The following is a 25,307-nucleotide window of genomic DNA, read 5'->3' on the forward strand; positions in this document are numbered from 1 at the left end:
AAAGACAGAATGAAAAAAATAGTGTATGATCGTTATAAGGAGAGTTCAGAACATGAATGAGTTTACACATTTTAATGAACAAGGCAGAGCCAAGATGGTTGATATAAGCGAAAAGGAAGCTTCAGTACGCACAGCTGCGGCTGTTTCAAGCGTGTCTATGAATCGAACAGTACATGAAAAAATCAAAAACCGGGAAATCGGAAAGGGCGATGTATTGGCGGTGGCGCAAGTGGCCGGAATCATGGCCGCAAAACAGACATCCGCCATCATCCCGATGTGCCATCCGATCGCTCTGAAAGGAGTCGACATCGCCTTTCGCTGGGAGGAGAAAGAACAGAAGAGCATCCTGCATATTCAATCTAAAGTGAAGACCAAAGGGAGCACAGGTGTGGAAATGGAAGCGTTAACTTCGGCCTCCGTATGTGCGCTGACCGTATATGACATGTGCAAAGCGGCGGATAAGGGAATGGTGATAGGACCGACCTTTCTTCTCGAAAAGACAGGTGGGAAAAACGGTGACTATAAAAGGGAAAAAGCTGATGTAGACATGGAGGATTAGTTTATGAACATGGATCATTCAAAAATTCCGCAAGCGACAGCGAAACGGTTGCCATTATATTATCGTTTTTTAAAAAACCTTCATGCATCCGGAAAACAGCGTGTATCTTCCGCTGAGCTGAGCGATGCCGTCAAAGTCGATTCTGCGACCATCCGCAGGGACTTCTCGTACTTCGGCGCGCTCGGAAAAAAAGGATACGGCTACAATGTCAATTATTTGCTGTCCTTTTTCAGAAAGACGCTTGATCAGGATGAAATGACGAACGTAACGCTCATTGGCGTGGGGAATTTGGGGACAGCCTTTCTCCATTACAATTTTATCAAAAATAATAATACAAAAATCGCCATGGCGTTTGACATCAATGAGGAAAAAATCGGAACCGAGGTCGGCGGTGTTCCCGTCTATGATCTGAATAGACTTGAAGAGCATATGACGGATGATATCCCCGTCGCCATTTTGACGGTACCGGCTCAAGCCGCACAGTCGATTACAGACAGGCTGGTGGCGCTTGGCATTAAAGGCATTCTTAATTTCACGCCGGCCCGCTTGAATGTGCCGGAACACATTCGCATTCATCATATAGATTTGGCGGTTGAACTTCAGTCGCTGGTGTATTTCATGAAACATTATTCAATGCAGGAAAAGTAAAACGGAAAACGAAAAATAAAGGAAAGGGGGCAGGCTTTATGCCAATCGGTCCTGGAAGCTTTATTTTAATTGTCGTGGTGGCGCTTTTGATATTCGGCCCGAAAAAACTTCCCGAGCTGGGAAGAGCGGCGGGAAACACGCTGAGGGAGTTTAAGAATGCGACAAAAGGTTTGGCTGACGACGATTCCGATAAAAAGAAAGAAGATCAGTAGGATAGGATGACATTTATGAAGGAAAGAGAAATGTCGCTGATAGAACATATCACAGAACTACGCAGACGGCTTGTGATCACTTTTTTCTTTTTTGTTTTATTTGTTGTGGCAGGCTTTTTATTGGCAAAGCCGCTGATTATCTATCTGCAGCAGACGGATGAAGCAAAGCTGCTGACGCTCAACGCGTTCAAGCTGACCGATCCTTTATTTGTGTACGTGCAGTTCGCGTTCATCATCGGCGCCGTCTTGACTTCGCCGCTTGTTTTATACCAGCTGTGGGCTTTCATTAGCCCGGGGCTGTATGAAAAGGAACGAAAAGTGACGCTCAGCTATATTCCGATATCGATTATTCTTTTTTTAGGCGGCATTGCCTTTTCTTACTTTATTTTATTTCCGTTTGTCGTGGACTTTATGACGAGAGTCTCAGATGATCTGAATGTCAACCAGGTCATCGGAATACACGAATATTTTCAGTTTCTGCTTCAGTTGACGCTTCCTTTTGGCTTATTGTTTCAGATGCCTGTGGTCATCATGTTTATCACAAGGCTCGGCCTCGTGACGCCGATGTTTTTGGCGAAAATCAGAAAATACGCATATTTTGTGTTGTTCGTCATCGCGGCCCTCATTACACCGCCTGAGCTTTTGTCGCATTTAATGGTCTCAGTGCCATTGCTCATTCTTTATGAAATCAGTATCGTGATTTCAAGAATATCCTACAGGCAGGCGCAAAAAACAATGATTCAAGAGGAAAATCAAGCGTTTTTGAACGACCATACTAAATAAGAGCCATTCTTTTTCAGAATGGCTCTTTTCCTTCACAAAAAAGGCTATTGATCTTTTCGTTTCATCTTGCCGGCCAGGGCGAACATTTTAAAGGAAATGCTGATATTATAGGCTGCGAAAAGCATCAGCAGGATCGTGTAAAAAGACCACATGCTTCCGGGCGAGGTTGCCGCCAGATATGTAAACAGCACACCCGTTAATAAATAAATCGCTCCCCAGAATTTAGGGCTTCTCATCATAGAAATCCTCCAATAATCATTTGCATTTTCTCGACGTGTTTCAAATATTCTTCAATAGGCTCCCGGAATGTCTGCAGTAAGACGACGAGCGTATTCATGGCGACATGGGCGAAAATAGGCACGATAATCCGGTTGGTTCTGACATATAAAAAGGAGAATGTGAATCCCATTGCTGTATAAATGAGCAGATGGCTGAAATCCAAATGGACGACCGAGAAGAGCACCGAACTGAACAAAGCGGCAATGAAAAAATTCGTTTTCTCATAGATTGCACCGAAAATGATCTTTCTGAAAATGATTTCTTCAAGAATCGGTCCGAATACAGAAGAGACAAACACCATCAGCGGCAATGCGGTGATGATTTCCATGATCCGCTGCGTATTTTCCGATTCCGGGTTGACCCCGAACAAGTACATTTCGATCGAAGCGGCAATTGACTGCGAAAACAAAGCGAGAAAAACGCCGGCTACCGCCCATCCGATTGACGCTCCAACCGATGCTTTCGGGCGGTTGCGAAGCGTCGTCTTCGGCACCGTCCGCAAAATCAGCAGCACGATAACGAGACAGAGGGTAAACGCGATGACAGACCAGACGCCTGTCAATGTAAGCTGGGCTTCAGCCTTTGGCTGTCCTTTGCCCACTCCCAAAAAGTAAAGAAGAGGCAAGCCGACAGCGGCCGACAATTGCATGAGAACGTATGCCAATATAATAAACCAGTATTGTTTTCTCAAGCTTTATGTACTCCTTTTCTAAAAATCTAATTCAGACTATGTTTATTGTAACACACTCTTTTTAAATTATAGGATGATAAGGACATGCGGAGAAATGTAAGCGCAAAAAAATTTGACCTTATCACTTGAAATTGCCTGGGAGATTCTTTATTATAAGAATTGTGTTAGCACTCACCGAGTGCGAGTGCTAAAATTACATATGAAAATATTGAGGAGGTTGTTTCATTGTTAAAGCCATTAGGTGATCGCGTTGTCATTGAGCTCGTTGAGTCTGAAGAAAAAACTGCCAGCGGAATCGTACTTCCTGACTCCGCAAAAGAAAAACCACAAGAGGGTAAAGTGGTTGCAGCCGGTTCAGGCCGTGTGTTAGAGAGCGGAGAGCGCGTTGCATTAGAAGTGAAAACAGGCGACCGCATCATCTTCTCAAAATATGCAGGTACCGAAGTGAAATATGAAGGTACTGACTACTTAATCTTGCGTGAAAGCGACATTTTAGCTGTTATCGGCTAAGTCATAAATAAAAACGAGACAATTATATAGGAGGTTCGAATAACATGGCAAAAGATATTAAGTTTAGCGAAGAAGCCCGCCGTTCAATGCTGCGCGGTGTAGATGCATTGGCGGATGCTGTAAAGGTAACTTTGGGACCTAAAGGACGCAACGTCGTTCTTGAGAAAAAATTCGGTTCTCCATTAATCACAAACGACGGTGTTACCATCGCGAAAGAAATCGAGCTTGAAGACGCGTTCGAAAACATGGGCGCAAAGCTTGTTGCTGAAGTTGCGAGCAAAACAAACGATGTTGCCGGTGACGGTACAACAACAGCGACAGTTCTAGCTCAAGCGATGATTCGCGAAGGTCTTAAAAACGTAACTGCCGGCGCTAACCCTGTAGGCGTGCGCAAAGGTATCGAGCAGGCTGTGGCTGTAGCGGTTGAAAGCCTGAAAGAAATCTCCAAACCAATCGAAGGCAAAGAATCAATCGCACAAGTTGCTTCAATCTCCGCTGCTGACGAAGAAGTCGGAAGCCTGATCGCTGAAGCGATGGAGCGCGTCGGCAACGACGGTGTCATCACGATCGAAGAATCAAAAGGATTCACAACAGAGCTTGAAGTGGTTGAAGGTATGCAGTTTGACCGCGGATATGCGTCTCCTTACATGGTGACAGATTCCGATAAGATGGAAGCGGTTCTTGAGAACCCGTACATCTTAGTAACAGACAAAAAAATCACAAACATTCAAGAAATCCTGCCGGTGCTTGAGCAAGTTGTTCAGCAAGGCAAACCGTTGCTTCTGATTGCTGAAGACGTTGAAGGTGAAGCTCTTGCAACATTGGTTGTCAACAAGCTTCGCGGAACATTCAACGCAGTGGCTGTTAAAGCGCCTGGATTCGGAGACCGCCGCAAAGCGATGCTCGAAGACATCTCGATCCTGACAGGTGCCGAAGTGATCACAGAAGATTTAGGTCTTGACCTTAAATCAACTCAAATCAACCAATTGGGACGCGCTTCTAAAGTTGTTGTGACAAAAGAAAACACAACAATCGTTGAAGGTGCGGGAGATACAGAGCAAATCGCGGCACGCGTCAACCAAATCCGCGCTCAAGTTGAAGAAACAACTTCTGAGTTCGATAAAGAAAAATTACAAGAGCGCCTAGCTAAGCTTGCAGGCGGCGTAGCTGTCATCAAAGTCGGCGCTGCGACTGAAACAGAATTGAAAGAACGCAAGCTTCGCATCGAAGACGCCCTGAACTCTACTCGCGCTGCGGTAGAAGAAGGAATCGTATCAGGCGGTGGTACAGCTCTTGTCAATGTTTACAATAAAGTAGCTGCCCTTGAAGCTGAAGGCGACGAACTGACTGGTATCAACATCGTTCTTCGCGCTCTTGAAGAACCAATCCGTCAAATCGCGCACAATGCGGGTCTTGAAGGATCTGTCATCGTTGAGCGCCTGAAAGGCGAAGCTATTGGTGTAGGCTACAACGCTGCAACAGGCGAATGGGTGAACATGATCGACAAAGGTATCGTTGACCCTACAAAAGTAACACGCTCAGCTCTGCAAAACGCAGCATCTGTAGCGGCTATGTTCCTGACAACTGAAGCAGTTGTTGCCGACAAGCCTGAAGAAAACAAAGGCGGCGCAGGAATGCCTGACATGGGCGGCATGGGTGGTATGGGCGGCATGATGTAAAGCCCACTTAAAACCCCTTGAAAATCAAGGGGTTTTTTGTTTTGTTCATTAAATTGGTCACGAAATGGTCACATCCATCATGAGGATTGGATTTTCATCGATAAATCATTTACAAATGAATTGAATTGTTGAGAAGTTTTTTCCTTACTTTTTCTGGTGGTATGCAGATAAACTTTTCTTGTCACTTCGTCTTTTTCGTGGCCTAAAATTTTCTGGATTTCTTCTAAAGGAACACCGGCTTCGGCTGCAAGGGATGTAAAGGTGTGACGGAAAGTATGTTGAGTGATTTTTTTGTTCAGGTACATTCGTTTTAAAATTCTTCTCATTCTCGTATCCATTTTCTTTATGTTTTCAGGATTACCATCCGGACGGGAAAAAATGAAATCATCATCGCTATATTTTCGCCCGTTGGCATATGCTATCTTTGCCTATTTAAATTTAAGCCTTTTTAAGAGCGCCACTAAAATCGGAAAGCGGGTACTTCTCTTACAGTTGCTGGCGTTAGGATGCAATAAATTTTAATCAGATGCTTTGTTGTTGGGCAATACAATGTCTTGTAACTTTTAAATTCGAGCATTGCTTAAAAAGGCATGTAGTCCACCTTGATAAGAATATAGTTCTGTTTTTAGTGTTAAAGAAAAGCCCTAAAAAGGGCAATTTTTAATTATTGACTTCAATTGTATGTTTTACATCTTTTCCGAGACTATCAGCTTTATCATCTATTGGAGCATCGACCCGAATTTCGATTGATTTCAAGTCTTTAACAGATGAATTTTTCAAGATGTAAACATTATGGCCTTTATTTTTAACTTTACCTAAATACTCACCTTCGATATGTTCAGAAAGTAATACCTCGGGTTCAAGCTGTTCCTTAGTATCAGTTATGATTTTCGCTTGCCCTAAAAAAAAGCTTACGTCTTTATCAGAAGTATTTTCGCCTTCCATTTCAATTGTTATTGCGTTGATTTTATCTCCGACCTTCGCATCAAGAAGCGAGGCGGTTTCTTCGTTTTTTGGCTCCAATTCCTTTAATTGAATGGCACTGATCTCATATTTCATAGGGCCGGTTGAGCCTTTAATATTTACATTTTTATTAGTGAAGACGGTTGTTGCTTTCATGTCCCCGTCTTCCTGAACATCTTTATTTTCTTTTTTACTATCAGATTTTTTGTTCTCGCTTGCTGTTGTTTCTTTTTTGTTATCATCTTTTTTTGCGGTGTCTGTAGCACCACAAGCCCCTAAAATAATCCCCAAACAGAGCACAAGGGATAAAATCAAAAATTTCTTCAAGTAAAGCCCCCCAGTTCATTTATATGTACATCTTTTATCTTAGGACAAAATTCATGGAAATTCAACATGTAATTACCATTTTTGTAAAAAGTTTCACCGTTTTATAAAGTATGACGTTGCCCTTTCTCGCATTGCAATACTTTTGTTTAGTCTGACTTTTTTTGCGCCCTTCTTTTAGTTGCTCCGAAATGATTTCGAGGGCAGCATCTAAAATCTCCTGTGTTATTTCTTCTTCACGGGCAGCGATGAAGGTTTTTGGATCATTTAAGATTTTTTTAGCTTTATCAGTGAAGATTCTTCTTTATTCCATTAAAGGGCCATATTGTGGAGGATCACTGAAGGAGAATAAAGGCTGAATAATTGCGAGGGAATGGAAGAAGGCTAATCGTTAAAATGGGGCGCATATTTCTGGAACAAATAGGCACTTTTGTTGAATAAGGAAGCGCATTCTATTACACTAGGTTTAACGGGAATATTCTTAAATAAACTTTTTGAGGGGTTGCATATTACTATGACTAGCAATGCCAATCAAGTTGTTTTAAACATTCGTTTCAAAGTTAAAGCAGGCAAAAAAGAAGCTTTTCGAAAATCACTTTATTCACTTGTTGAAGTGATGTCAAACGAACCTACCTTTATAAATGCTATTATAAGTGACGATATTGAAAAACCAGATGATATTGTAATTTATGAAATCTGGCAAGGTACAAAAGACAGTTGGTTACAGGAAGAATTGCCAAAGCCTTATCGAAAAAAATATGAAGAAGTTCTTGGTGATCTCCTTGAGGATAGAATAATAAGTTATTTAACCCCAAAAGGAGAATGGGGAAGTAATTTAACGAATGTCAGTCGCTGATTTAACTTGGCCAGTTATCTTTAGGCAGGTGTAATAGGAAGAAAAACTGTTTTAGTCACTGTTTTTTTAAGGTGCTTTCAACTTGAAGGATGTTTTCTAATATGTCCTTCATTGGTTCTTTCATCATCTTCACCAAGCTAATCAACTGATAACTCCATTGGATACCTCTGTTGGAATACCCCCTTGTCTATAAGCACTATATGAAGATCGCAACTTTGTTCAGCAAAAGGGCGCGATTGCGGAGCGAAAAAAGCCCAATTTTTCAAATTCAATACTGAGAAATTGGGCTTTTAAATATTAGCATTTTCCTGACCTTACGCTACCCCTTATTAAGTTTGCATTTTTTAATTGTCTAAACAGTGTTTTAGCTATTTTGGTCATAAAATCGGTCACTTTTTTGGAAATTGAAGGTGTATTTATCTGGAATTGATTTACAGCAAGAGACAACCTATGCCAAGAAAAATTAGTTTGCTTATCAGAATATACACTCGTGAAAGTGGTTGTTCTATGGGCGGCATGATGTGATAGCGCCCTAACCCTTGATATAACAGGGTTTGAAAAATTTGACCGGATTTTTAAAAATCGTTACTTAATCTAACAAACCTCCCTTTATTTTGGGGAGGTTTTCTCTATAATTGCTTTTAAAAACATATCAGCAGCTGCGGAAAAAACTTGATGCTTTTTCCAAATAATATTTAGGCCAGATTCGAGTCTAGGCTCTAGTGGTCGAAAACAAAGGTTACTATCACTAGATGTATTCACTATTTTGTCAAGGGCTATCTCATACCCTATGCCCTCATCAACCTCCATCATTTAATTCAAGAAGAACTAGGTCCAATGGTTGAAATCCCTTCCTCAGTACATCAGAATAATTTTAAAGTTCTACACGGTCTGAAAAAAGGTGGCGAGAGTTTTAGGAACGATAAAGAACTCCGGCTACAATATAACAACTTTAGAAAAAGTTATTGGAAATGGAGAGCAGAACAGTTTGAAAATTGAATTTGGTAGGTGTATAAAATGGATTACTCTAAAGTTCAAAATTTCATTGAAAAATATGCAGAAGAGGATGATTTTACAGGTGACGTGAGTGAAGATAAGATAGCTTATATCGAGCATCACCTCAATGTTGTTCTTCCCGAAAGTTATAAATGGTTTTTAAAAAACTATGGCTCAGGTGGAATTTCCGGTGTGGAAATAATCGGATATGACCTTGAGGGGGCCTATGTTGTAGAGCAAACTGAGGACTATAGGAAATATTATGATTTACCCGATGGGATAGTTGTAATAGAGTATGTTGACGAGTTCTCCTATTGTCTCGATACAAATAAAATGGAAGACGGAGAGTGTCCTGTAATTGTATGGGCTAATGACGCAAGTTACGGAGATGTTGTTGCAAATAATTTTCTAGAGTTTTTCATGGAAGACCTGAAGGAGTCTAAAGAAAACTGGGAAGAAGACGAAGAGTGGGACGATGAAGAATAATTGCATATATCACGCAGCGATCTCTGATTGAGTGCTTTTTTTATGTTCCAATCCGAGAAAAATCCGACAAAAAGTGGGATAAAATGGGGGACTTTCTCTACTCCATTTTGTCATACGATAGAGATAAGAAAAACGAACGTGATATCGAGTCCAAGAAGGAGAGCCTGCGGACATTGATCTTTTGCACACGGATGTTGTGCAGTTGATTGGAGGCCGATTTTTTATTGGCCAGAATGGTAGATGCACTTTCCATTATTTGAAGTGACCCCAAAAAATAAGAAATTAAGTTGTTCATCAAACATCATTCTTTAAAAGCGATGTTGTAAATTGATCGAAAGATAATTTGTTGAATTTTGGTTAATTAAGGTATAATGGGTTCTGAACTTTTAACAGAAAGGTTAAACAACTGATGTCGCACAACAAACTAATGTTTTTGCTTTTATCATTTTCATCTATTATACATCTGCTCGGTACAATTTCTGACCCTGCGTCCAGCTGGAAGTCCTGGTTGGTGAACATTGCTTTCATTTTATTGGCCCTTCTATTTTTAAATCTCACTTTAAAAGAAAATCAACAGAACAAGTAATTGTATGCCCTTCTCAAAGAGAAGGGCATATACTTTATATTACTAGAAGAATGAACTCTGGTAAGAGTAGCCTTAATAAATGTCCCTCTAATTCTGCATCTGATATTGGGGCAAATGTGCAAATGGCATTAAAATCGCAAGACCATGGGGGTTTTAAAAATGGTCAAAAAAATTGTGAATCGATTGAATTCATTTTCCCTGCTAGGGACAATCTTTTTTATCGGCAGTTATTTTACGTATAAATTTAATGGCGTAGAGCTGATTGGGTTCCTGTACTCAGGTATCATTTTTTTGACAGTTCTGATCGCAACCACCGTAATGTTATTCATGCAAAAAAGAAAAGGAATCAATGAAAATAAACAGGCTTAATGCATGCTTTTACTTATTTTAGCTTCTTTCCATTAGTGTACCTTTTCAATCCGAAAATATAGATCATCATGAAAGCATCATACGTCCAGTACATCAAATATCATCTCCTGTTCATACTAATAGCGGGAGGTACATCGACTTATGCTGAAAATTTGGATGACTGGACTTTTATTATTAGCGCAGCCTGCGGGACATTCTGACAGCTTAACGATCACCCAGCAAGGGAAGAAAGTGGCCGTGGTGAACCGTGAAGATTTTACAATGCCGCTTCCCGGGACACCGTTGATTGATGATAAAAAATACGCCGAGTTCGTTGACAGGCTTGAGCGGAAAGTACACAAGGATCCCGTCAACGCCGTGATCAATGATCAGGGAAGGATCGTTCCCGGCAAGGTTGGCTACAGCCTTTCCAGGAAGGGGGTTAGAGAGCAGTTTTATGCGTATTTTTATGGGGATGGTCCGTCCACGATAGAAGTGCCTGAATTGAACATTTACCCGAAAGTGGACAGCGAACTGCTTTCCCATATCCGGACACAGCGGATCGGTCAGTATGTGACGTATTTTAATTCCGGGAATAAAAGCAGGACGCACAACATTTCACTCGCGGCAAAAGCGATCGACAATCATGTTGTGTTTCCTAATGAGACGTTTTCATTTAACAAAGTTGTCGGTATGAGGACGCCGGACAAGGGGTATATGAAGGCTCCGGTGATCGTGAGAGGCGAATTGTCTGAAGGGGTTGGCGGAGGCATTTGCCAGGTTTCGTCAACATTGTTTAATGCGGTTGACCGGGCAGGACTGGAAATCGTCCAGCGTTATTCCCACAGCCGGCGTGTCCCTTATGTTCCGCCGGGGCGCGACGCGACGGTCAGCTGGGGCGGGCCTGATTTGCGCTTTCAAAATAAATATAACCAACCGGTCTTGATCAGGGCGAAACGGCATGGAGGAACGATGATTGTTACACTTTATTCCTCTGATGTGGTCAATCATCAGCTGCGGAAAGTTCCGAAGGCTCCTTCTGAAATCCCAAAAGAAGAGCATCAGAGCGGGGATCACTAAAGGTGAATGTTCACCTGGGCTGCACTTGTTCACACAATGTACAATAAAATCCTTTTGCCTGTATGATAGGATGAATCAAGGACATCTTTAAAATTCAGACAAGAGGAGATGATCGAGTGACATGGCTTTTTGTAACCTTTTTGGTTATCTTCAGTCTTTTTAAAATATTGGTCACTTGCCTTCCGAGCGGTGTCGTAGAGTGGCTGACCGGCAAATTTCAAGTTCATGTTAAGCTTGAGGAAGCGAATGTTACAGTGACGTTCGGAGGAGAGCGTTTAGAGGGATCTGACAAGAGTCAATTTATTCAAAACTTTAATGAGGCTGTATTTATGGAGCGGTATTACATCTACCCGGGAGACGAGCCGCTTTTTGTAAATCCGAAAAACGCCGGGACACCGTTTGTTATCGAAACAAAAAGAGGGAAAAACGCTGTGAAGCTGTTGGTTTACAGATACGATGATCATATAGACGTCGTTAAACAATATAAGAAAAAGACGGCCGCTTATTGTCTGCGTTCTGACGGTCTGCAAAAATGCAGGGGGCTCAAAACGGCGGATTTGGTTTAAAAAGCAGGGGAAACCTGCTTTTTTATTATGATATGAAATAAAGCCTGACAGCGCTGTAACCGATCAAAAATAAACAAGTAGCGATCGTAAAGATAAATTCTCCTTTTTTATTCTTCTTCAAAAGAACGAATGAACGCACACCGATGTTCAGTCCAAACAGGATGAATCCCCCATTCAAATAAACGGGATTGAACCCGGATGGAATGATGAGAAGAAATATCCCGGCAAGCGTAATATAATGGAACGCTTTGACAAGCGGCGGTTCTTTTTCCCGCGCTGTACGGCTGTCCATTTCACCATCACCTTTCTTTAGCAGTAAAATCCTTGTATTGCATATTATTCTAATTTAAAATGTGATTGATGAAAAGTCTTGCACAGGGAGAAACGCCATGACCATACATATTCAACAGCTTGATGCCCCTCTGAAGCCTGAGTTTGTTGCTGAACTGATTAATTTGTGGAATGATAATGCATTGGAAACGGCTGATTGCACATTGGATGATCAAGATAGACAAATGATACAGCAGCAGCTGAAACAATATGTTCAATCTGCATACGGAGCGGTTTTTGCCGTCGTGAATGAGAGGCAAGAAGCGGTCGGATACGGGCTGGCCTCTATTAAGAAAGATTTGGTCAGCGATTGTCTGAGCGGGCACATCGATGAAGTGTACATAGCCCCGGTCTATCGAAGAAACAAGCTGGGAAAGCTTGTTGCAGATCGTATGATGGATTGGTTTGAAAGGCATCAAGTGTCTCACGTTCAAGTATCGGTTGATATCGATAATCAATCGGCGCTGCGTTTTTGGGAAGGCATCGGCTTCAGCAGTGAATTTTATCTTTTGACACAATAAATATTTTTAGAATCATTGAGGCGGTGCCCTCACCATTATGACCCGGCCGCCTCGCTAAAAAGCCCCTTTTAAGGGGCTTTTTTGATGAGCTCAGGAGAATTATGATGCGGTGAATTGACGAGAGGCGCGACTTCATACGCTTCCATCTCTTTTGACGCATATGGTTTTAAAAGGCTTTCTAAGTATGCAAGGTCTTGATTTTTCGGATTCAGCCATTCTTTTTCAGCTTGACGATCAAGAATGACGGGCATGCGATCATGAATATCTTTCATTAAATCGTTGGGCATTGTCGTAATGATTGTGCATGTATAGACGGGCTTGCCGCCGGCAGGCTGCCACTTCTCCCAAAGCCCCGCAAACGAAAACAGTCCATTTGTTTTGAGCTTGATCCTCATCGGCCGCTTTGTCTTTGCATCGGTCCGCTTCCACTCATAAAAACTGTCTGCCGGAATGAGACACCTTTGTCTGATCAGCGGCTTTCGAAAGCTCGGCTTCTCAGCCAAAGTCTCAGCGCGCGCATTGATCATTTTATAACCGATTTTCTCATCCTTTGACCACGGCGGAATCAATCCCCACCGCAGCCGCCCTAACCGGTTATGGGAACCGTCGCTGATGACGGCGAGAATGCGCTGGGAAGGCGCGATGTTATAACTGGGGCTGTAATCTTCAACCGTCATTTGATCAATCTCGAAACGGTCAATAATCTCATCAAATTCAGAAAAGAGCGTAAACCTGCCGCACATCTTAGTCACCCTTGTTTGTTTATTGAAAGTTTGAGGCTTTTATATATAAATGGCCAACAAGGCCGCTGAAACAGCCATGACAAAGCAGTCATCGCCCGTCATGGCCACGCCGTTTTTGATGAATACGCTGCAGGTCCAGTTGAGCGCCGATCCTTCTGCGGTCCGGTCAATCAGCTTTTTACCCGCTGTGTAAACACATGCTTTAAATAAAGAAAACGAAATGGAACATAAAATAAAGAGCAAAATAAACTTTACCACCAACATCAGCATTGGCTTTTCACCCCGGAATATTTTGTAAGATCCACCTTCATTTTACCAATAAATTCATATGTTAAAACCATATTCTTGTTTTATTTTATTGACCGACTGGTCAGCAAGCGCTACAATTTATACTAACCGATTGGTCAATAACGAAAAGGAATGATGATCAATGCCTTTACAGCTTTATGAAAAAGAACAAATACTCGATGCCTGTTTGGAGGTTTTTGCCCGGCACGGCTATGCAAAGACTTCGACCGGAATGCTGGCGGAAGCGGCCGGTATTTCAAAGGCGCTGATTTTTCATCACTTTAAAAGCAAAAAAATTCTGTACTTAACTGTGCTCGATTATTGTATTGAAAAGGTAAAGTCGCGCCTTTCCCTTGATGACCTGTCGTCTTATCATGATTTTTTTGAAGCGAAAGAAAAAATAAGTTTGGCTAAGCTTGAGTTTTTCGCGGATTATCCAAATGTATATAAGCTCACGAAAGAAGCCTTTTTTTCGCCGCCTTCCGAATTAAAAGAAGAAATCGCCGCAAAGTATGGGGAGCAATTTGCCGTTAGAAATCGTATTCTAAAACAGCTTTTTGCGAACGTTCCGTTGAGGAAAGGAGTCGATCGTGAAGAGGCGTTCGAACTCATCATGGTCATGATGGGGCATTTTGAACAAAAGTTTCTAGCGAAAGTAACGGCTGAGAACGATTATGATCCAGCCTGGAGCAGACGTCTTCTTGAAGAACGAAAACGGTTTTTGGATATGATTCGTTTCGGTATTGAAGGCGAATAAAAAGGGGGATTTCTGATGGGACGCTATGTATTGGGCTTTCATGAGGTCGATCGAGCCGATTTGCCGCTTGTCGGCGGGAAAGGGATGAACTTGGGCGAGTTGTCGAAAATGGGCGGCATTCAAGTGCCTCCTGGTTTTTGTGTAACCACAAAGGCATATGAAAGGATGATCGGCGAAAACGGCAGAGTCAGTGAACTGATTGATCAGCTGTCACTTTTAAAAGTGAAGGATAGAGAGCAGATTAACGAACTCGCCCTCCAGATCCGCAATGGTATTGAAAGGGCCGAAATCGCCGAAGAGATCAAAGAAGCGGTTAAAAGCGCTCACTCAAATGCTGGCGGCGGTGCATATGCCGTCCGATCAAGCGCTACGGCGGAAGATTTGCCTCATGCCTCTTTCGCCGGGCAGCAAGATACGTATTTAAATATAAAAGGAATAGAGGCGATCTTGAAGCATATCAGCAAATGCTGGGCTTCATTGTTTACAGAGCGGGCCGTGATCTACCGGATTCAAAACGGTTTTGACCACCGTAAAGTTCAATTATCGGTCGTCATCCAGCAGATGGTGTTTTCGGATGCGTCCGGCATTATGTTTACGGCAGATCCCGTTACATCCAACCGGAAGGTCACCTCGATTGATGCGAGCTTTGCTTTGGGGGAGGCGCTTGTATCTGGTACGGTTTCGGCAGACAACTACAAGGTTCGCGAAGGAGAGATCGTTCAAAAAACGATTTCCGAGAAAAAGACGGCAGTCTATTCTTTGGAAAGCGGCGGCACTGAGGCGCGCGAAGTCGAAGCGGAACGCCGGAAAAAGCAAACATTAACAGATGAACAGATCATACAGCTTGAAGCACTGGGAGGGAGAATCGAAGCTCATTTCGGTTTTCCGCAGGATATTGAATGGTGTCTGGCTGATGGCGAATTTTTCTTTGTCCAGAGCAGGCCTGTAACGACATTGTTTCCTCTCCCGAAACAGAGCGATGACAAGCTGCGCGTCTATATGTCTGTCGGGCATCAGCAAATGATGACAGAGCCGATCAATCCGCTTGGGATATCGTTTTTCGGGTTGATCTCGGGTTATGAGCTGACCTGTGCCGGCGGAAGGCTTTTTATTGATTTATCACACAATTTGGCATCTTTTGCTGGTCGGAAAGTCGTCCTCAGCACGGCGGGGAAAAATGATCCTTTCATGCATAGCGCTCTTGTGAATTTTTTGAAAAGAAAGGAGCTTGTCAAAACCCTGCCTAAAGGGAAGCGGATGTTTAGATTAGGGGCTGAGGGGCTGTCATGGTCGCTGCCTGGTCATGCGCTGAAGATTTACCGGAAAAACGACACAGGTGTAGTCAAACGGCTCATGTCCAAAGCGGAAGCATCCATCCATGAGGCTGAACAGCGATTGAAAAATGCATCGGGTGAAACGTTATTTGCACAGATAGAAGAGGATCAAAAAAACTTGAAAAAAGTTCTCTATGATTCAGAGAGCATGGCTGTGATTATGGTTGGTTTATATGCGGTATACTGGCTCAATCGAAAAATGGAGAAATGGCTTGGCGAAAAAAATGTCGCCGATACCCTTTCTCAATCGGTATTGCACAATGTCACATCTGAAATGGGATTGGCGCTTTTGGATGTTTCCGATGCTGCCAGAGGATACCCCGAGGTTCAGAAATATTTAGCGCATGCCAATGATGAAACCTTTTTCGAAGATCTCAAACAGCTTAACGGCGGTCCCGCTTTTATCAGCGCATTGCGGGCATTCCTTGAGAAATACGGCATGCGCTGCACCGGTGAGATCGATATGACCAAGACGCGCTGGAGCGAACGCCCTTCCATTCTTGCTCCAGTGATTTTGAGCAACATCAAAAACTTTGAACCTGGTGCGCGAACGGTCAAGTTTGAACAGGGGCGATTGGAAGCGGAGCAAAAGGAGAGGGATCTGTTAAGCCGTCTGCAACAACTAAAGGGAGGCAGACAAAAGGCAAAAAAGACAAAGAAGATGATCAGCGTTTTGCGGAATTTTATCGGTTATCGGGAATATCCCAAATATGCTCTGATCAAACGCTATTTTATATATAAGGAAGCGTTGATGAAAGAAGCCGCCGTTTTGCAGCGAAAGAAGCTGATTCAAGCGAAGGAGGATATTTATTATCTGTCTTTTGATGAATTGAGAGAGGCCGTTTGCGCTAATCGTCTCGATGTGAAGAAGATCGAGGAAAGAAAAGCAGAATATCAGCATTATGAAAAATTAACGCCTCCGCGAATGATGACTTCAGAAGGCGAGGTCATCACGGGAGAAGTTCTGGGAGACCACATTCCGGCGGGAGCATTGGTGGGCGTTCCTGTTTCATCGGGAGTCATCGAAGGTAGGGCAAGAGTGATTCTGAAATTGGAAGAAGCCGATATCGAAGAGGGGGATATCCTTGTCACGCCTTTTACAGATCCGAGCTGGACACCGCTGTTTGTCTCAATCAAAGGTTTGGTGACGGAAGTGGGCGGCCTCATGACACATGGCGCCGTCATTGCGCGGGAATACGGGCTTCCGGCGGTGGTAGGGGTTGAGCATGCTACGAAAGAAATTAAAGACGGACAGAAGATCAGGATTAACGGATCGGAAGGCTATGTTGAAATACTCGAATCATAAAAGTGAGCGCAGCTTCAAGCTGCGCTTTACTGTTTATAAAGGTCGGCGGACAACATCCAATCCATCAAATGCTGATACGGATAATAGGTTGTGCCATTTAATTCAATTTTAGGTATGTCAGGATATTTACTCAGCATTTCTTTCGTTTCTACTTTACTTAAACCTAAATAATAATGTAAATCGCCTTCTTTGACTAAATAGGGATAGCCTGAATAACTCCCTTTTGGGTTTTTAAAGTTTTTCAAGCCGTCACCGATAAAATAGCCTAAAGCCGCTAAACCAAGCCCGATCCAAAACAGGTTCATTTCCATGTTTACCATCCTTTTCGCATATTGCTTTATCTGTCATACGAAAAGCGTTGAAAAAAGTTTCAAGGTCAAAGGCTTTGCCGGTTCAGCATCTCATAAAGAACGACGGCATGGTTATGGCGCTCATCCTTTGCACCGTAAAGCAGAATAACGGTTTCGTCCGCAGCCATTTCTTTTAATTCCTTGAAGCTTCTCTGTTTTTCAGGCTGTTGTTTGATTTCATTTTGATAGGCTTCTTTAAACGATTCGAATTTTTTCGGGTCATGACCGAACCATTTTCTTAAATCAGGACTTGGAGCGATTTCTTTCATCCAGCAGTCAAGGTTCGCTTTTTCTTTTGAAATGCCGCGCGGCCACACACGGTCGATTAAAATGCGGAGTCCTTCTGCTTGCTGGTTTTCTTGATAAATGCGCTGGAGAATAAACGGCATTTGGATCACTCCTTCTCATTTTATGATAAAACGGCCGTCTGGAAGGAACAACCTCTATTGAAATGACAATGCCAACATTCCTTTTATTCGATGGAATGTTTTAAAGAACTGTACATTTGGCTGACGCTTTCATCGATTTCATCTCTTGACATCCGCAAGGCTTTTTCCGATCTGGCATAGCCGATTTCTAATCGGCCTTCTTCCAGCCCTTTAAAAATCGCATCGGCAAATTCATCCAAAGGAGCTCCGGAATCATGCAGTCCGACACCGCCCAGATCTGTATTGACCGCGGGAGGAGCGACCTCTATGACCTCAACGCCGGCCTCGGAAAGCTGATGTCTTAAACTCATCGTAAAAGAATGGAGAGCGGCTTTTGTCGATGAGTAGATCGGTGCGATCGCCATCGGTGTAAACGCCAGGCCTGATGTCACATTGATGATCGCTGTTTTCCCCGGTTTTTTGGCAAAGTATTGGCTAAAGAGCATGGCCAGGTGGATCGGCGCCTCCATGTTGACGGTGATTTCTTTTTTGTAGTCAGCCCAATTGTCTATGACATCTGCTTTTAAAATGTGGTAGCGCTGCTGTATACCCGCATTATTCACAAGTACGTTTACGCCAGGGTGACGTTCTTTGACCCATTCAAATAATGCCAGTCGTTCCGTTTCATCGGTTACATCGCATACACGCGTGATCAGCTCCGGATATTTTTCCTTTGCTTCTTTCAACTTGCTTTCCCTTCTCCCGCAGACGATGACCGTATTTCCCGATTTCATAAATCGTTCAGCAAAAGCAAAGCCGATTCCTGATGCGCCGCCTGTGATCAGTACTGTGTGTCCCGACAGTTTCATTGAAATCCCTCTTTTCCGTCAAATTTTTAAACAATAAGTTGAACATCTCTTCTGATCCTATACTAGACCCTTCATTTTCCAAAATGCAAGTATTCCGATTAGACGGTATCGTCCGATTCCATTATCATTGAAAAGTGAAAGGGGTGGAATAAAATGTATGAAACGACTGTCGAAACGTGCTTTGGAAAGCTGAAAGGCAGAACGGAAAACGGTGTCCGTATCTTTAAAGGCGTACCTTTCGCAAAACCTCCCGTCGGCAAGTTAAGGTTTCGGGAACCGCAGCGAATGGAAGCCTGGGAAGGTGAGCGGGAGGCTTTTCAATTTGGTCCGGTTTGTCCGCAGCCTGACAGGGGGTTGCCTGGTGAGTCAGCGGGGGTTGAAAAGTCTGAGGATTGCCTTTATTTAAATGTGTACGCACCTGAAGAGGCGGATGGGGATCTGCCTGTTATGGTGTGGATTCATGGGGGCGCTTTTTATCTCGGAGCCGGCAGTGAACCGTTCTATGACGGGGCTCAGCTCGCAAAGCAGGGTAAGGTGATCGTGGTCACCATCAATTATCGCCTCGGTCCGTTCGGTTTTTTGCATCTTTCTGCAATTGATGATTCCTACACAAGCAACCTTGGCCTCTTGGATCAAATCGCGGCCCTTGAGTGGGTGAAAGAAAATATCGCTTTCTTTGGCGGAGACCGTCATCATATTACGGTATTTGGAGAATCGGCGGGATCGATGAGCATCGCTTCGCTCTTGGCGATGCCGAAAGCAAAGGGGCTTTTTCAACAGGCCATTATGGAAAGCGGGGCGTCCGCAACAATGTCTGAAAAGCTTGCGAAAGACGCAGCAGAAAGATTCTTAACGATTCTCGATATTGATCATCATCATCTGGAGCGCCTTTGCGATGTATCTGATCAAGAACTTCTTCAAGCCGCCGATCAGCTGCGTACTTTAATGGGAGAAAATATTTTTGAACTGATCTTTCAGCCTGCACTTGACGAAAAAACCCTCCCGCTGAAGCCGGAGGCCGCCGTCGCGAAGGGCGCGGCAAAAGGAATCGGTCTATTAATCGGAACAAACCGCGATGAAGGCGCCTTGTTTTTTGCCTCTGATTCGGAACTTTTGCCTGAGAGGAAGATTAATGAGATTTTAGAAGAATACATGGGAAAAGAGGCCGCTGAAGCCGCCGCGCCTCTGTATCCGAGATCATTGAAAGGCCATGTTGATATGATGACAGATCTAGTCTTTTGGCATCCGTCCGTTGTGTTCGCTTCGGCTCAATCACGACATGCATCTGTCTTTATGTACCGGTTTGACTGGCATGCCGATTCGGAGCATCCGCCGTTCAACAAAGCGGTGCACGGCTTAGAGATTCCGTTTGTATTTGGCAATATGGACAGTTTGGAACAGCTGACAGGTACGAAGGCTGGGGAGGAAGCGCATCTGCTTGCTAAACAGATCCAGGCTGCCTGGGTGTCTTTTGCCCGCTCCGGAAATCCGAGCACCGATGATGTCAGCTGGCCTGATTATGATGAAGATTCACGGAAAACGCTGATTTTTGATCAAGAGATCGCGATTGAAAACGACCCGTATTCAGAGAAGAGGAAGCTGTTGACAGCCTCAAACCTGCAGGTTTAGAACAAGCGGCTGACCACAGGTCAGCCGCTTTGGTGGTAGCGTTCGCTTTGAATGGCTTCAAGCGATTTGCCGCGCGTTTCCGGCGCCATACGGAGCCCGATGATCATATGAATGACGAGAAATGCAATCATGACGGCGCCGGCTGTTTTAAAGCCCAATCCCGTAATCATCGCAGGAACGATCAATGAGATGAGCCCGACGCCGATGCGGACGATGAAGAACATAAAGCCTTGGGCGAGCGCCCTGTATTTCGTATGAAAAAGTTCTGCCGCCCACAGCCCGTAAAACGCCTGCGCTCCAAATCCCGCAGAAATGCCCCACAGGCATACGAATAATAAAAGCTCCGTGATGTTCATCGTACCGAAGGTGAGGATGACCCATGCGGCGGTTGCCATGGCTGCTCCTATGCCAAAAAGCGTTTTCCGATTGACTTTATCGCCGAGACGGATAAAGACGAAGTATGTGGACGCCACTGTCAAAATCCATAAAAATGCCTGCAGCAGGTTGGCTTGCGCCGCTGTTAAACCGCCGACCGTCTCATAAATATACGGCATGAAATATCCCATTGTTCCGGCAACAAGGTTCCAAAACGCGTAAATTCCGATAAGGAGAATCATGGCGTGGAGGTTCGCTTTGTTGGTCAACAGCTCTTTGATTGATGCCTTTTCTGCAACTCCTTTTGCTTTGTCTTCAGCTTCTTTTCGCTTTTGCTCCTCCCAGATGGACGATTCGTGAATCTGCTGCTGCAAAATCCACGTGATGACCGCGACAACGAATAATTGCGCAAAAATCAACCGGCTTCCCAGCAAACCGAGCGGTGCCAAGGCAACCGATAGCAGCAGCGTAAGCGCCGGTCCGACCGACCATGCCAGCTGCCCCCAGCCGACGCGTCCGGCGCGTTCGTGATCAGGCGCCTCCTCGGCAATATAAGTCCAAGCAGCCGGAATCGCTGCGCCCACCGCAATTCCCGTCACGATGTAACCGGTTAAAAGCATCGGAAAATTAAACGACACGGCAATCAGCAAAACGCCAAGCATATAGACTAATAGATCGTACTTGTATATGAATTTTCTCCCGTAACGGTCGACTAAAAAACCGCCGAGAAAAGCGCCGATCGCCGCGCCGAAACCATTTGCGCTTAAGGCGCCGAGAAGCCCGACCCGGGCGTCGTCCAACCCTAAATATTCAACCCATAACGAAAGCCCGCCGGCCCCTGCGACGATTGATCCCGCCTCCAAATAGTTGGACATGGCAACCGTGATCGTCGACTTCAAACTGCCTTTTTTTCTCCCTGGCATGATTCGCTCCCCTTTCAAATCAGAATTCTTTTCTGACAGAAGCCGGATTGATGCGTTGAATGCTGGATTTTTCTTTCGTGAGTCACGCGAATATGTAAGCGCTGTCATTTTCTGGTGATACCGACCCTGCATCCGTTCCAGCTTGCATGCTGTTCCGAATGTTTTTCATATAGTATTACTTTATTCCGAAATCAAAAATAAATCAACATATAAATCAGAATATTCCGTCTGAATATTTTTGTTTTTGTTTGAAAATTTTTCTCGAAAAACTGCCATTATATCAATTTTTTATTAAAAAACCGAAACTTTCCCTCTGGAAAAATAGTATATTTAAACTAAGTATATTTTACTATGAGGAGGAGTTTTTAGATGAGTATATTAAGCAGGTTCAAAGACATTATGGCCAGCAATATTAACGCTTTGCTTGATAAAGCGGAGGACCCGGAAAAAATGGTGGATCAGTACGTCAGGAACTTGAACAGCGACTTAAACAAAGTAAAGGCGGAAACGGCGTCTGTCATGGCGGCCGAGCAAAGGGCAAAAAGAGAACTGGCGGATTGCCGGGCGGAAATCGACAAGCTTGAGCGCTATGCAATGAAGGCTTTGGAAGCCGGTAGCGAGGCGGATGCCCGAACATTTTTAGAAAAGAAAGCGGTGCTGGAAACGAAGGCGTCCGAATTAGAAACTGCAGTACAAACGGCGTCATCCAATGCGCTTCAAATGAAAAAAATGCACGATAAGCTTGTTTCCGATATCGGAGAGCTTGAAGCGCGCCGGGCCGCGATCAAAGCGAAATGGACAGCGGCGAAAACACAGGAAAAAATGAATAAACTCGGTGCATCTGCAGCGAATGCCAACCATTCAATGTCCGCTTTCGGCAGAATGGAAGAAAAGGCCAACCGGGCGCTTGATGAAGCGAATGCGATGGCTGAACTGAACTCCGCTCCTCAAGATGACATAGAAGACCTGAAAGCTAAATATGACAGCCCCTCTGGTGTGGATAATGCGCTTGCCGCACTGAAAGCGAAAATGGCGGGTCAAAAGTCATAACAATTTGAAATGAATAAAGTGAGAGGTTAAGAGACATGGTGATTTCTTATAAATGTCCGGGCTGCGGGGATGACATGGCCTTTGACGCTGAATCCGGCACGCTGGCCTGCCGGAGCTGCGGGAGACAGGACAAGATTGAAAACATTCCGGAAGAATTAAAAACAGCGAGATTTACTGAAGACGAAGCAACAGAATATCATTGCCAAAACTGCGGCGCTATTTTGATCACTGAAAAAGAAACGACGGCTACCTCCTGCAGCTTTTGCGGGGGAGCGGCTGTGATCGCCGACCGCCTGTCCGGAAACCTTGCCCCGGCAAAGGTCATTCCTTTTACGATCAGCAAAGAGGAAGCGGCAGACGCGTTTCGCAAGTGGTGCAGAAAAGGACTGTTAACACCAAAGGGCTTTATGTCGGCGGACCGGATTAAAAGCATCACAGGCATGTACGTTCCTTTCTGGATGTACGATTTAAACAGCAGAGTGCAGGTCAGCGCCAGCTGCACAAAGGTACATAGGTATACACAGGGCGACTACATCTATACGAAGACCGAACATTATGATGCGTTTCGCGATATCAATCTCGACTACATCAAAGTTCCGGTGGATGCATCAGAAAAGATGAACGATGAATTGATGGACAAATTGGAGCCTTATCCGTATGATCAGCTGAAAGATTTTAAAACGGCCTATTTGGCAGGCTACATCGCTGAAAAATATAATTACGATGATGAAGAGCTTTTTCCGCGGGCGAAAAGCAAAATCAGCGGCTACATCGAGTCATATATCGATTCCACCTTATCCGGATACAGCTCCGTCGATGTGAAAACGAAACACGTCGATACGCAAAAAATGAAAAGCTTTTATGTGCTTTTGCCCGTCTGGATGGTCAATTACAACTACAAACAAAAGGATTACATTTTTGCGATGAACGGACAAACGGGAAAAGTCGTCGGCAAGCCGCCGATCAGCTCATTTAAAGAAAAGATGTGGTTTAGCGGACTGGCTATCTCCATATTTGCGGTCTGGAAAATCATCGCTGCTGTGATGGGAGGCGGGGCATGATGAGAAATTTATTGAGAAGCGCAATGATCCTATGTATGATTTTCCTTGTCTTCATCCCTATAGCCTCCGGTGCGGCAGCCTCTGAACAGAAGCGGTATGTTTATGATGAAGCCGGGCTTCTGACCAAACAGGAAATCGAGAAGCTGGAGACGCTGGCAGCCAAATTGGGAGCCGAACGGGAAACCGACTTTATCATTGTGACGACCGATGATACGAATGGCCGCGATGTAAAGAAATATGCGGAGGACTTCTATGACGAAAAAGCGCCCGGCTATCAGAAGAAGCATGGAAACGCAGCTGTGTTAACGGTTGATATGGAGCATAGAGAAGTCTATCTTGCCGGCTTTAAAAAGGCTGAAGAATATTTGAATGACGCCAGACTGGACAAAATTAGAGAAAAAATCACGCCGGATATATCTGGCAATCATTATGAGGCCGCATTCGAAATGTTTATGAAGGCGGCGTATGATGATATGGAGAAGAAACCATGGGCGGACAGCATCTTTTTTAAGACATGGTTTCAATTGCTTGTGTCAGCAGTCATCGCGGGAATTGCCGTCGCCATTATGAAATACAATTCAGGCGGCAGAGTGACCGTAAGTGCAAACACGTATATGAACGGTGATACTTCCGGAGTGATCAGAAAGAATGACGAGTACATCAGAACGACCGTCACAAAACAAAGAAAACCGTCCAATAATAAAAGCTCAGGCGGCGGAACGACGAGCGGAGGACATTCGCACAGCGGCAGCCGGGGAAGCTTTTAGAAAGGGAAAGGAAGAGCTCAAATGGTGTTTTTTAAAAATCAATTTGCAAATGTAGTAGAGTGGGATGAATTTCGCGATGATATGATTTTCTACAAATGGAACAACCGCGAAATCAAAAAGGGGAGCCGGCTGATCATTCGTCCCGGTCAGGATGCCGTCTTTTTAAACAATGGAAAAATTGAAGGCATATTCCAAGATGAAGGCGACTATGATATCGAATCTGAAATTATTCCTTTTTTATCTACTTTAAAAGGTTTTAAATTTGGCTTTAACAGCGGGATGCGCGCCGAAGTCCTGTTTGTCAATACGAAGGAGTTTACCGTCAAATGGGGGACGAAGAATGCCATCAATATCCCGGCTGCAGGACTACCGGGCGGCATGCCGATCAGAGCGAACGGCACATTTAATTTTAAGGTGAATGATTATGTCGCATTAATCGATAAAATTGCCGGTGTGAAAGATCAGTATGTTGTGGAAGATATCAAAATACGGATCACATCTATCCTTGATCAGCTTTTGATGAAGTGGATCACAAAAGAAGGAAAAGATATGTTCAACCTTCAAGCCAACGCCTTTGATATCGCAAAAGGGATCAAGGAAGACCTTGATATGGAGATTGTCAGCGACGGCATGACGATTACAGGCTTTAACATCATGAGTTTCAATTATCCGAAAGAAATCCAGGACATGATCACGAAGAACGCTTCCCACGGCATGGTCGGCGATCTGAACAGATATCAGCAGATCTCCATGACAGACGGCATGGCGTCAGGAAAGATGACAGGCGGCAGTGCCGCATCCGATATGGCCGGCATGATGATGGGAATGAACGTAGCGAACCAAATGATGAATCAGATGAACCAAAATCAGCAGGCACAGACACCAACGCCCCAAAGCACGCCGCAGGCAGGGGCAAAGCCGAACTTCTGTCCAAACTGCGGAACGAAAACGGGTGAAGCCAACTTCTGTCCGAACTGCGGGCAGAAGCTAGTGTAAGCTGGTATCTTCTTTGTGAATGCATGAATACCAGACCGGCATGATTGCGGCAGACCAAGCTGGAAAACAAATGG

The 25,307-nt window shown here is 44.2% G+C and carries 30 protein-coding genes and 2 pseudogenes; 20 read left to right on the forward strand and 12 right to left on the reverse strand.

Going from position 1 to position 25,307, the window contains the following annotated elements; genetic code table 11:
• Positions 1 to 52: 52 nt before the first annotated feature.
• The 4 genes from moaC to tatC are packed head-to-tail and all read left to right on the forward strand — an operon-like array spanning position 53 to position 2,202.
• On the forward strand, positions 53 to 559 hold the full coding sequence (gene moaC / locus M1D59_RS03220; RefSeq protein WP_026578974.1) for a cyclic pyranopterin monophosphate synthase MoaC: 507 nt from the start codon (positions 53 to 55) through the stop codon (positions 557 to 559).
• Between the two features lie 3 nt (positions 560 to 562).
• Positions 563 to 1,207, forward strand: a complete 645-nt coding sequence (locus tag M1D59_RS03225; RefSeq protein ID WP_035337111.1) for a redox-sensing transcriptional repressor Rex — start codon at positions 563 to 565, stop codon at positions 1,205 to 1,207.
• Positions 1,208 to 1,245: 38 nt separating this feature from the next.
• Positions 1,246 to 1,419, forward strand: coding sequence for a twin-arginine translocase TatA/TatE family subunit (locus M1D59_RS03230; RefSeq protein WP_020450330.1), 174 nt, complete (start codon positions 1,246 to 1,248; stop codon positions 1,417 to 1,419).
• 6 nt (positions 1,420 to 1,425) lie between these two features.
• Entirely contained in the window at positions 1,426 to 2,202 is a 777-nt protein-coding gene (gene tatC, locus M1D59_RS03235; RefSeq protein WP_095293002.1) for a twin-arginine translocase subunit TatC, read from the forward strand.
• Positions 2,203 to 2,246: 44 nt separating this feature from the next.
• Here the strand turns inward: tatC and M1D59_RS03240 are convergent, their stop codons facing one another.
• Together M1D59_RS03240 and M1D59_RS03245 are read right to left on the reverse strand one after the other, a co-directional pair.
• Entirely contained in the window at positions 2,247 to 2,438 is a 192-nt protein-coding gene (locus M1D59_RS03240; RefSeq protein ID WP_023855536.1) for a YdiK family protein, read from the reverse strand.
• Positions 2,438 to 3,172 carry a CPBP family intramembrane glutamic endopeptidase gene (locus tag M1D59_RS03245; RefSeq protein ID WP_020450333.1) on the reverse strand — a complete coding sequence of 245 codons (735 nt, stop codon included), beginning with the start codon at positions 3,170 to 3,172 and terminating at the stop codon, positions 2,438 to 2,440. The genes M1D59_RS03240 and M1D59_RS03245 overlap by 1 nt, the downstream gene beginning before the upstream one ends.
• Positions 3,173 to 3,397: 225 nt before the next feature.
• Here M1D59_RS03245 and groES point away from each other — a divergent pair, with 225 nt between their 5' ends.
• Both groES and groL read left to right on the forward strand, forming a co-directional pair.
• A complete protein-coding gene (gene groES, locus M1D59_RS03250; RefSeq protein WP_003179248.1) occupies positions 3,398 to 3,682 on the forward strand; it encodes a co-chaperone GroES in 285 nt (94 codons plus the stop codon).
• 44 nt (positions 3,683 to 3,726) lie between these two features.
• On the forward strand, positions 3,727 to 5,361 hold the full coding sequence (gene groL, locus M1D59_RS03255) for a chaperonin GroEL (protein WP_020450334.1): 1,635 nt from the start codon (positions 3,727 to 3,729) through the stop codon (positions 5,359 to 5,361).
• A 77-nt stretch (positions 5,362 to 5,438) separates the two neighbouring features.
• Here groL and M1D59_RS03260 read toward each other — a convergent pair whose 3' ends face one another.
• Both M1D59_RS03260 and M1D59_RS03265 read right to left on the reverse strand, forming a co-directional pair.
• Positions 5,439 to 5,783: a tyrosine-type recombinase/integrase gene (locus M1D59_RS03260; protein ID WP_328056035.1), complete on the reverse strand. Its 345-nt coding sequence runs from the start codon at positions 5,781 to 5,783 to the stop codon at positions 5,439 to 5,441.
• A 238-nt stretch (positions 5,784 to 6,021) separates the two neighbouring features.
• Entirely contained in the window at positions 6,022 to 6,651 is a 630-nt protein-coding gene (locus tag M1D59_RS03265; RefSeq protein WP_458117779.1) for a hypothetical protein, read from the reverse strand.
• Between the two features lie 430 nt (positions 6,652 to 7,081).
• On the opposite strand from M1D59_RS03265, the gene M1D59_RS03270 reads away from it, so the two are divergent.
• Complete coding sequence (locus M1D59_RS03270; RefSeq protein ID WP_257007306.1) at positions 7,082 to 7,504, forward strand: antibiotic biosynthesis monooxygenase family protein; 423 nt, start codon at positions 7,082 to 7,084, stop codon at positions 7,502 to 7,504.
• Positions 7,505 to 8,113: 609 nt separating this feature from the next.
• Here the strand turns inward: M1D59_RS03270 and M1D59_RS03275 are convergent.
• A pseudogene (locus M1D59_RS03275) lies at positions 8,114 to 8,308 on the reverse strand (LysR family transcriptional regulator); the annotation flags it as partial.
• On the opposite strand from M1D59_RS03275, the pseudogene M1D59_RS03280 reads away from it, so the two are divergent.
• The 5 genes and pseudogenes from M1D59_RS03280 to M1D59_RS03300 form a co-directional block, all read left to right on the forward strand.
• Positions 8,291 to 8,503: pseudogene (locus tag M1D59_RS03280) on the forward strand (HNH/ENDO VII family nuclease); the annotation flags it as partial. The pseudogenes M1D59_RS03275 and M1D59_RS03280 sit on opposite strands and share 18 nt — an antisense overlap.
• Positions 8,504 to 8,521: 18 nt before the next feature.
• Positions 8,522 to 8,986, forward strand: coding sequence for an SMI1/KNR4 family protein (locus M1D59_RS03285; RefSeq protein WP_145654482.1), 465 nt, complete (start codon positions 8,522 to 8,524; stop codon positions 8,984 to 8,986).
• Between the two features lie 745 nt (positions 8,987 to 9,731).
• The gene (locus M1D59_RS03290; RefSeq protein WP_458117780.1) at positions 9,732 to 9,941 is read left to right on the forward strand and encodes a hypothetical protein; all 210 of its coding nucleotides are present in this window, start codon (positions 9,732 to 9,734) and stop codon (positions 9,939 to 9,941) included.
• A 141-nt stretch (positions 9,942 to 10,082) separates the two neighbouring features.
• Entirely contained in the window at positions 10,083 to 11,000 is a 918-nt protein-coding gene (locus M1D59_RS03295; protein WP_326455579.1) for a VanW family protein, read from the forward strand.
• A 116-nt stretch (positions 11,001 to 11,116) separates the two neighbouring features.
• The gene (locus M1D59_RS03300; protein WP_020450370.1) at positions 11,117 to 11,566 is read left to right on the forward strand and encodes a YfmQ family protein; all 450 of its coding nucleotides are present in this window, start codon (positions 11,117 to 11,119) and stop codon (positions 11,564 to 11,566) included.
• 25 nt (positions 11,567 to 11,591) lie between these two features.
• On the opposite strand, the gene M1D59_RS03305 is transcribed toward M1D59_RS03300, so the two are convergent.
• Positions 11,592 to 11,858 (reverse strand): hypothetical protein, encoded by a 267-nt coding sequence (locus M1D59_RS03305; protein WP_105980748.1) that lies wholly within the window; start codon positions 11,856 to 11,858, stop codon positions 11,592 to 11,594.
• A gap of 97 nt (positions 11,859 to 11,955) precedes the next feature.
• Between M1D59_RS03305 and M1D59_RS03310 the strand changes: the two genes are divergently transcribed.
• A complete protein-coding gene (locus M1D59_RS03310) occupies positions 11,956 to 12,417 on the forward strand; it encodes a GNAT family N-acetyltransferase (protein WP_103750430.1) in 462 nt (153 codons plus the stop codon).
• 68 nt (positions 12,418 to 12,485) lie between these two features.
• Here M1D59_RS03310 and M1D59_RS03315 read toward each other — a convergent pair whose 3' ends face one another.
• The gene (locus tag M1D59_RS03315) at positions 12,486 to 13,160 is read right to left on the reverse strand and encodes an SOS response-associated peptidase (protein WP_035337105.1); all 675 of its coding nucleotides are present in this window, start codon (positions 13,158 to 13,160) and stop codon (positions 12,486 to 12,488) included.
• A 39-nt stretch (positions 13,161 to 13,199) separates the two neighbouring features.
• Positions 13,200 to 13,430, reverse strand: a complete 231-nt coding sequence (locus tag M1D59_RS03320) for a hypothetical protein (protein ID WP_020450373.1) — start codon at positions 13,428 to 13,430, stop codon at positions 13,200 to 13,202.
• Between the two features lie 160 nt (positions 13,431 to 13,590).
• Here M1D59_RS03320 and M1D59_RS03325 point away from each other — a divergent pair, with 160 nt between their 5' ends.
• Together M1D59_RS03325 and ppsA are read left to right on the forward strand one after the other, a co-directional pair.
• Positions 13,591 to 14,205 (forward strand): TetR/AcrR family transcriptional regulator, encoded by a 615-nt coding sequence (locus tag M1D59_RS03325; RefSeq protein ID WP_080131258.1) that lies wholly within the window; start codon positions 13,591 to 13,593, stop codon positions 14,203 to 14,205.
• A 15-nt stretch (positions 14,206 to 14,220) separates the two neighbouring features.
• Positions 14,221 to 16,845, forward strand: a complete 2,625-nt coding sequence (gene ppsA / locus M1D59_RS03330; protein ID WP_458117781.1) for a phosphoenolpyruvate synthase — start codon at positions 14,221 to 14,223, stop codon at positions 16,843 to 16,845.
• 26 nt (positions 16,846 to 16,871) lie between these two features.
• Here ppsA and M1D59_RS03335 read toward each other — a convergent pair whose 3' ends face one another.
• The 3 genes from M1D59_RS03335 to M1D59_RS03345 all read right to left on the reverse strand — a co-directional run bounded on the left by M1D59_RS03335 (position 16,872) and on the right by M1D59_RS03345 (position 18,432).
• Positions 16,872 to 17,156, reverse strand: coding sequence for a hypothetical protein (locus M1D59_RS03335; protein WP_020450376.1), 285 nt, complete (start codon positions 17,154 to 17,156; stop codon positions 16,872 to 16,874).
• Between the two features lie 65 nt (positions 17,157 to 17,221).
• Positions 17,222 to 17,584, reverse strand: a complete 363-nt coding sequence (locus M1D59_RS03340; protein WP_458117782.1) for a DUF488 domain-containing protein — start codon at positions 17,582 to 17,584, stop codon at positions 17,222 to 17,224.
• 83 nt (positions 17,585 to 17,667) lie between these two features.
• Positions 17,668 to 18,432, reverse strand: a complete 765-nt coding sequence (locus M1D59_RS03345) for an SDR family oxidoreductase (RefSeq protein WP_023855545.1) — start codon at positions 18,430 to 18,432, stop codon at positions 17,668 to 17,670.
• 153 nt (positions 18,433 to 18,585) lie between these two features.
• Here M1D59_RS03345 and M1D59_RS03350 point away from each other — a divergent pair, with 153 nt between their 5' ends.
• Positions 18,586 to 20,061: a carboxylesterase/lipase family protein gene (locus tag M1D59_RS03350; protein WP_101561709.1), complete on the forward strand. Its 1,476-nt coding sequence runs from the start codon at positions 18,586 to 18,588 to the stop codon at positions 20,059 to 20,061.
• A gap of 20 nt (positions 20,062 to 20,081) precedes the next feature.
• Here the strand turns inward: M1D59_RS03350 and M1D59_RS03355 are convergent, their stop codons facing one another.
• A complete protein-coding gene (locus tag M1D59_RS03355) occupies positions 20,082 to 21,359 on the reverse strand; it encodes an MFS transporter (protein WP_020450380.1) in 1,278 nt (425 codons plus the stop codon).
• A gap of 369 nt (positions 21,360 to 21,728) precedes the next feature.
• Between M1D59_RS03355 and M1D59_RS03360 the strand changes: the two genes are divergently transcribed.
• From M1D59_RS03360 to M1D59_RS03375, 4 genes are read left to right on the forward strand one after another with little or no spacing between them, the layout of a single operon-like run.
• Positions 21,729 to 22,409 (forward strand): PspA/IM30 family protein, encoded by a 681-nt coding sequence (locus tag M1D59_RS03360; protein WP_458117783.1) that lies wholly within the window; start codon positions 21,729 to 21,731, stop codon positions 22,407 to 22,409.
• Between the two features lie 35 nt (positions 22,410 to 22,444).
• The gene (locus M1D59_RS03365) at positions 22,445 to 23,470 is read left to right on the forward strand and encodes a TFIIB-type zinc ribbon-containing protein (protein WP_458117784.1); all 1,026 of its coding nucleotides are present in this window, start codon (positions 22,445 to 22,447) and stop codon (positions 23,468 to 23,470) included.
• Entirely contained in the window at positions 23,470 to 24,237 is a 768-nt protein-coding gene (locus tag M1D59_RS03370) for a TPM domain-containing protein (protein WP_080131556.1), read from the forward strand. The genes M1D59_RS03365 and M1D59_RS03370 overlap by 1 nt, the downstream gene beginning before the upstream one ends.
• A 21-nt stretch (positions 24,238 to 24,258) precedes the next feature.
• A complete protein-coding gene (locus tag M1D59_RS03375; protein WP_101561712.1) occupies positions 24,259 to 25,233 on the forward strand; it encodes an SPFH domain-containing protein in 975 nt (324 codons plus the stop codon).
• Positions 25,234 to 25,307 lie beyond the last annotated feature (74 nt).

It is taken from the genome of Bacillus sp. PK6-026 (assembly GCF_054161455.1).

Coding starts and splice junctions, on each gene's coding strand:
- moaC (WP_026578974.1), top strand. CDS start 53: ATGAATGAGTTTACACATTTTAATGAACAAGGCAGAGCCAAGATGGTT.
- M1D59_RS03225 (WP_035337111.1), top strand. CDS start 563: ATGAACATGGATCATTCAAAAATTCCGCAAGCGACAGCGAAACGGTTG.
- M1D59_RS03230 (WP_020450330.1), top strand. CDS start 1,246: ATGCCAATCGGTCCTGGAAGCTTTATTTTAATTGTCGTGGTGGCGCTT.
- tatC (WP_095293002.1), top strand. CDS start 1,426: ATGACATTTATGAAGGAAAGAGAAATGTCGCTGATAGAACATATCACA.
- M1D59_RS03240 (WP_023855536.1), bottom strand. CDS start 2,438: ATGAGAAGCCCTAAATTCTGGGGAGCGATTTATTTATTAACGGGTGTG.
- groL (WP_020450334.1), top strand. CDS start 3,727: ATGGCAAAAGATATTAAGTTTAGCGAAGAAGCCCGCCGTTCAATGCTG.
- M1D59_RS03285 (WP_145654482.1), top strand. CDS start 8,522: ATGGATTACTCTAAAGTTCAAAATTTCATTGAAAAATATGCAGAAGAG.
- M1D59_RS03290 (WP_458117780.1), top strand. CDS start 9,732: ATGGTCAAAAAAATTGTGAATCGATTGAATTCATTTTCCCTGCTAGGG.
- M1D59_RS03295 (WP_326455579.1), top strand. CDS start 10,083: ATGCTGAAAATTTGGATGACTGGACTTTTATTATTAGCGCAGCCTGCG.
- M1D59_RS03305 (WP_105980748.1), bottom strand. CDS start 11,858: ATGGACAGCCGTACAGCGCGGGAAAAAGAACCGCCGCTTGTCAAAGCG.
- M1D59_RS03310 (WP_103750430.1), top strand. CDS start 11,956: ATGACCATACATATTCAACAGCTTGATGCCCCTCTGAAGCCTGAGTTT.
- M1D59_RS03315 (WP_035337105.1), bottom strand. CDS start 13,160: ATGTGCGGCAGGTTTACGCTCTTTTCTGAATTTGATGAGATTATTGAC.
- M1D59_RS03320 (WP_020450373.1), bottom strand. CDS start 13,430: ATGCTGATGTTGGTGGTAAAGTTTATTTTGCTCTTTATTTTATGTTCC.
- M1D59_RS03325 (WP_080131258.1), top strand. CDS start 13,591: ATGCCTTTACAGCTTTATGAAAAAGAACAAATACTCGATGCCTGTTTG.
- ppsA (WP_458117781.1), top strand. CDS start 14,221: ATGGGACGCTATGTATTGGGCTTTCATGAGGTCGATCGAGCCGATTTG.
- M1D59_RS03335 (WP_020450376.1), bottom strand. CDS start 17,156: ATGGAAATGAACCTGTTTTGGATCGGGCTTGGTTTAGCGGCTTTAGGC.
- M1D59_RS03340 (WP_458117782.1), bottom strand. CDS start 17,584: ATGCCGTTTATTCTCCAGCGCATTTATCAAGAAAACCAGCAAGCAGAA.
- M1D59_RS03345 (WP_023855545.1), bottom strand. CDS start 18,432: ATGAAACTGTCGGGACACACAGTACTGATCACAGGCGGCGCATCAGGA.
- M1D59_RS03350 (WP_101561709.1), top strand. CDS start 18,586: ATGTATGAAACGACTGTCGAAACGTGCTTTGGAAAGCTGAAAGGCAGA.
- M1D59_RS03355 (WP_020450380.1), bottom strand. CDS start 21,359: ATGCCAGGGAGAAAAAAAGGCAGTTTGAAGTCGACGATCACGGTTGCC.
- M1D59_RS03360 (WP_458117783.1), top strand. CDS start 21,729: ATGAGTATATTAAGCAGGTTCAAAGACATTATGGCCAGCAATATTAAC.
- M1D59_RS03365 (WP_458117784.1), top strand. CDS start 22,445: ATGGTGATTTCTTATAAATGTCCGGGCTGCGGGGATGACATGGCCTTT.
- M1D59_RS03370 (WP_080131556.1), top strand. CDS start 23,470: ATGAGAAATTTATTGAGAAGCGCAATGATCCTATGTATGATTTTCCTT.
- M1D59_RS03375 (WP_101561712.1), top strand. CDS start 24,259: ATGGTGTTTTTTAAAAATCAATTTGCAAATGTAGTAGAGTGGGATGAA.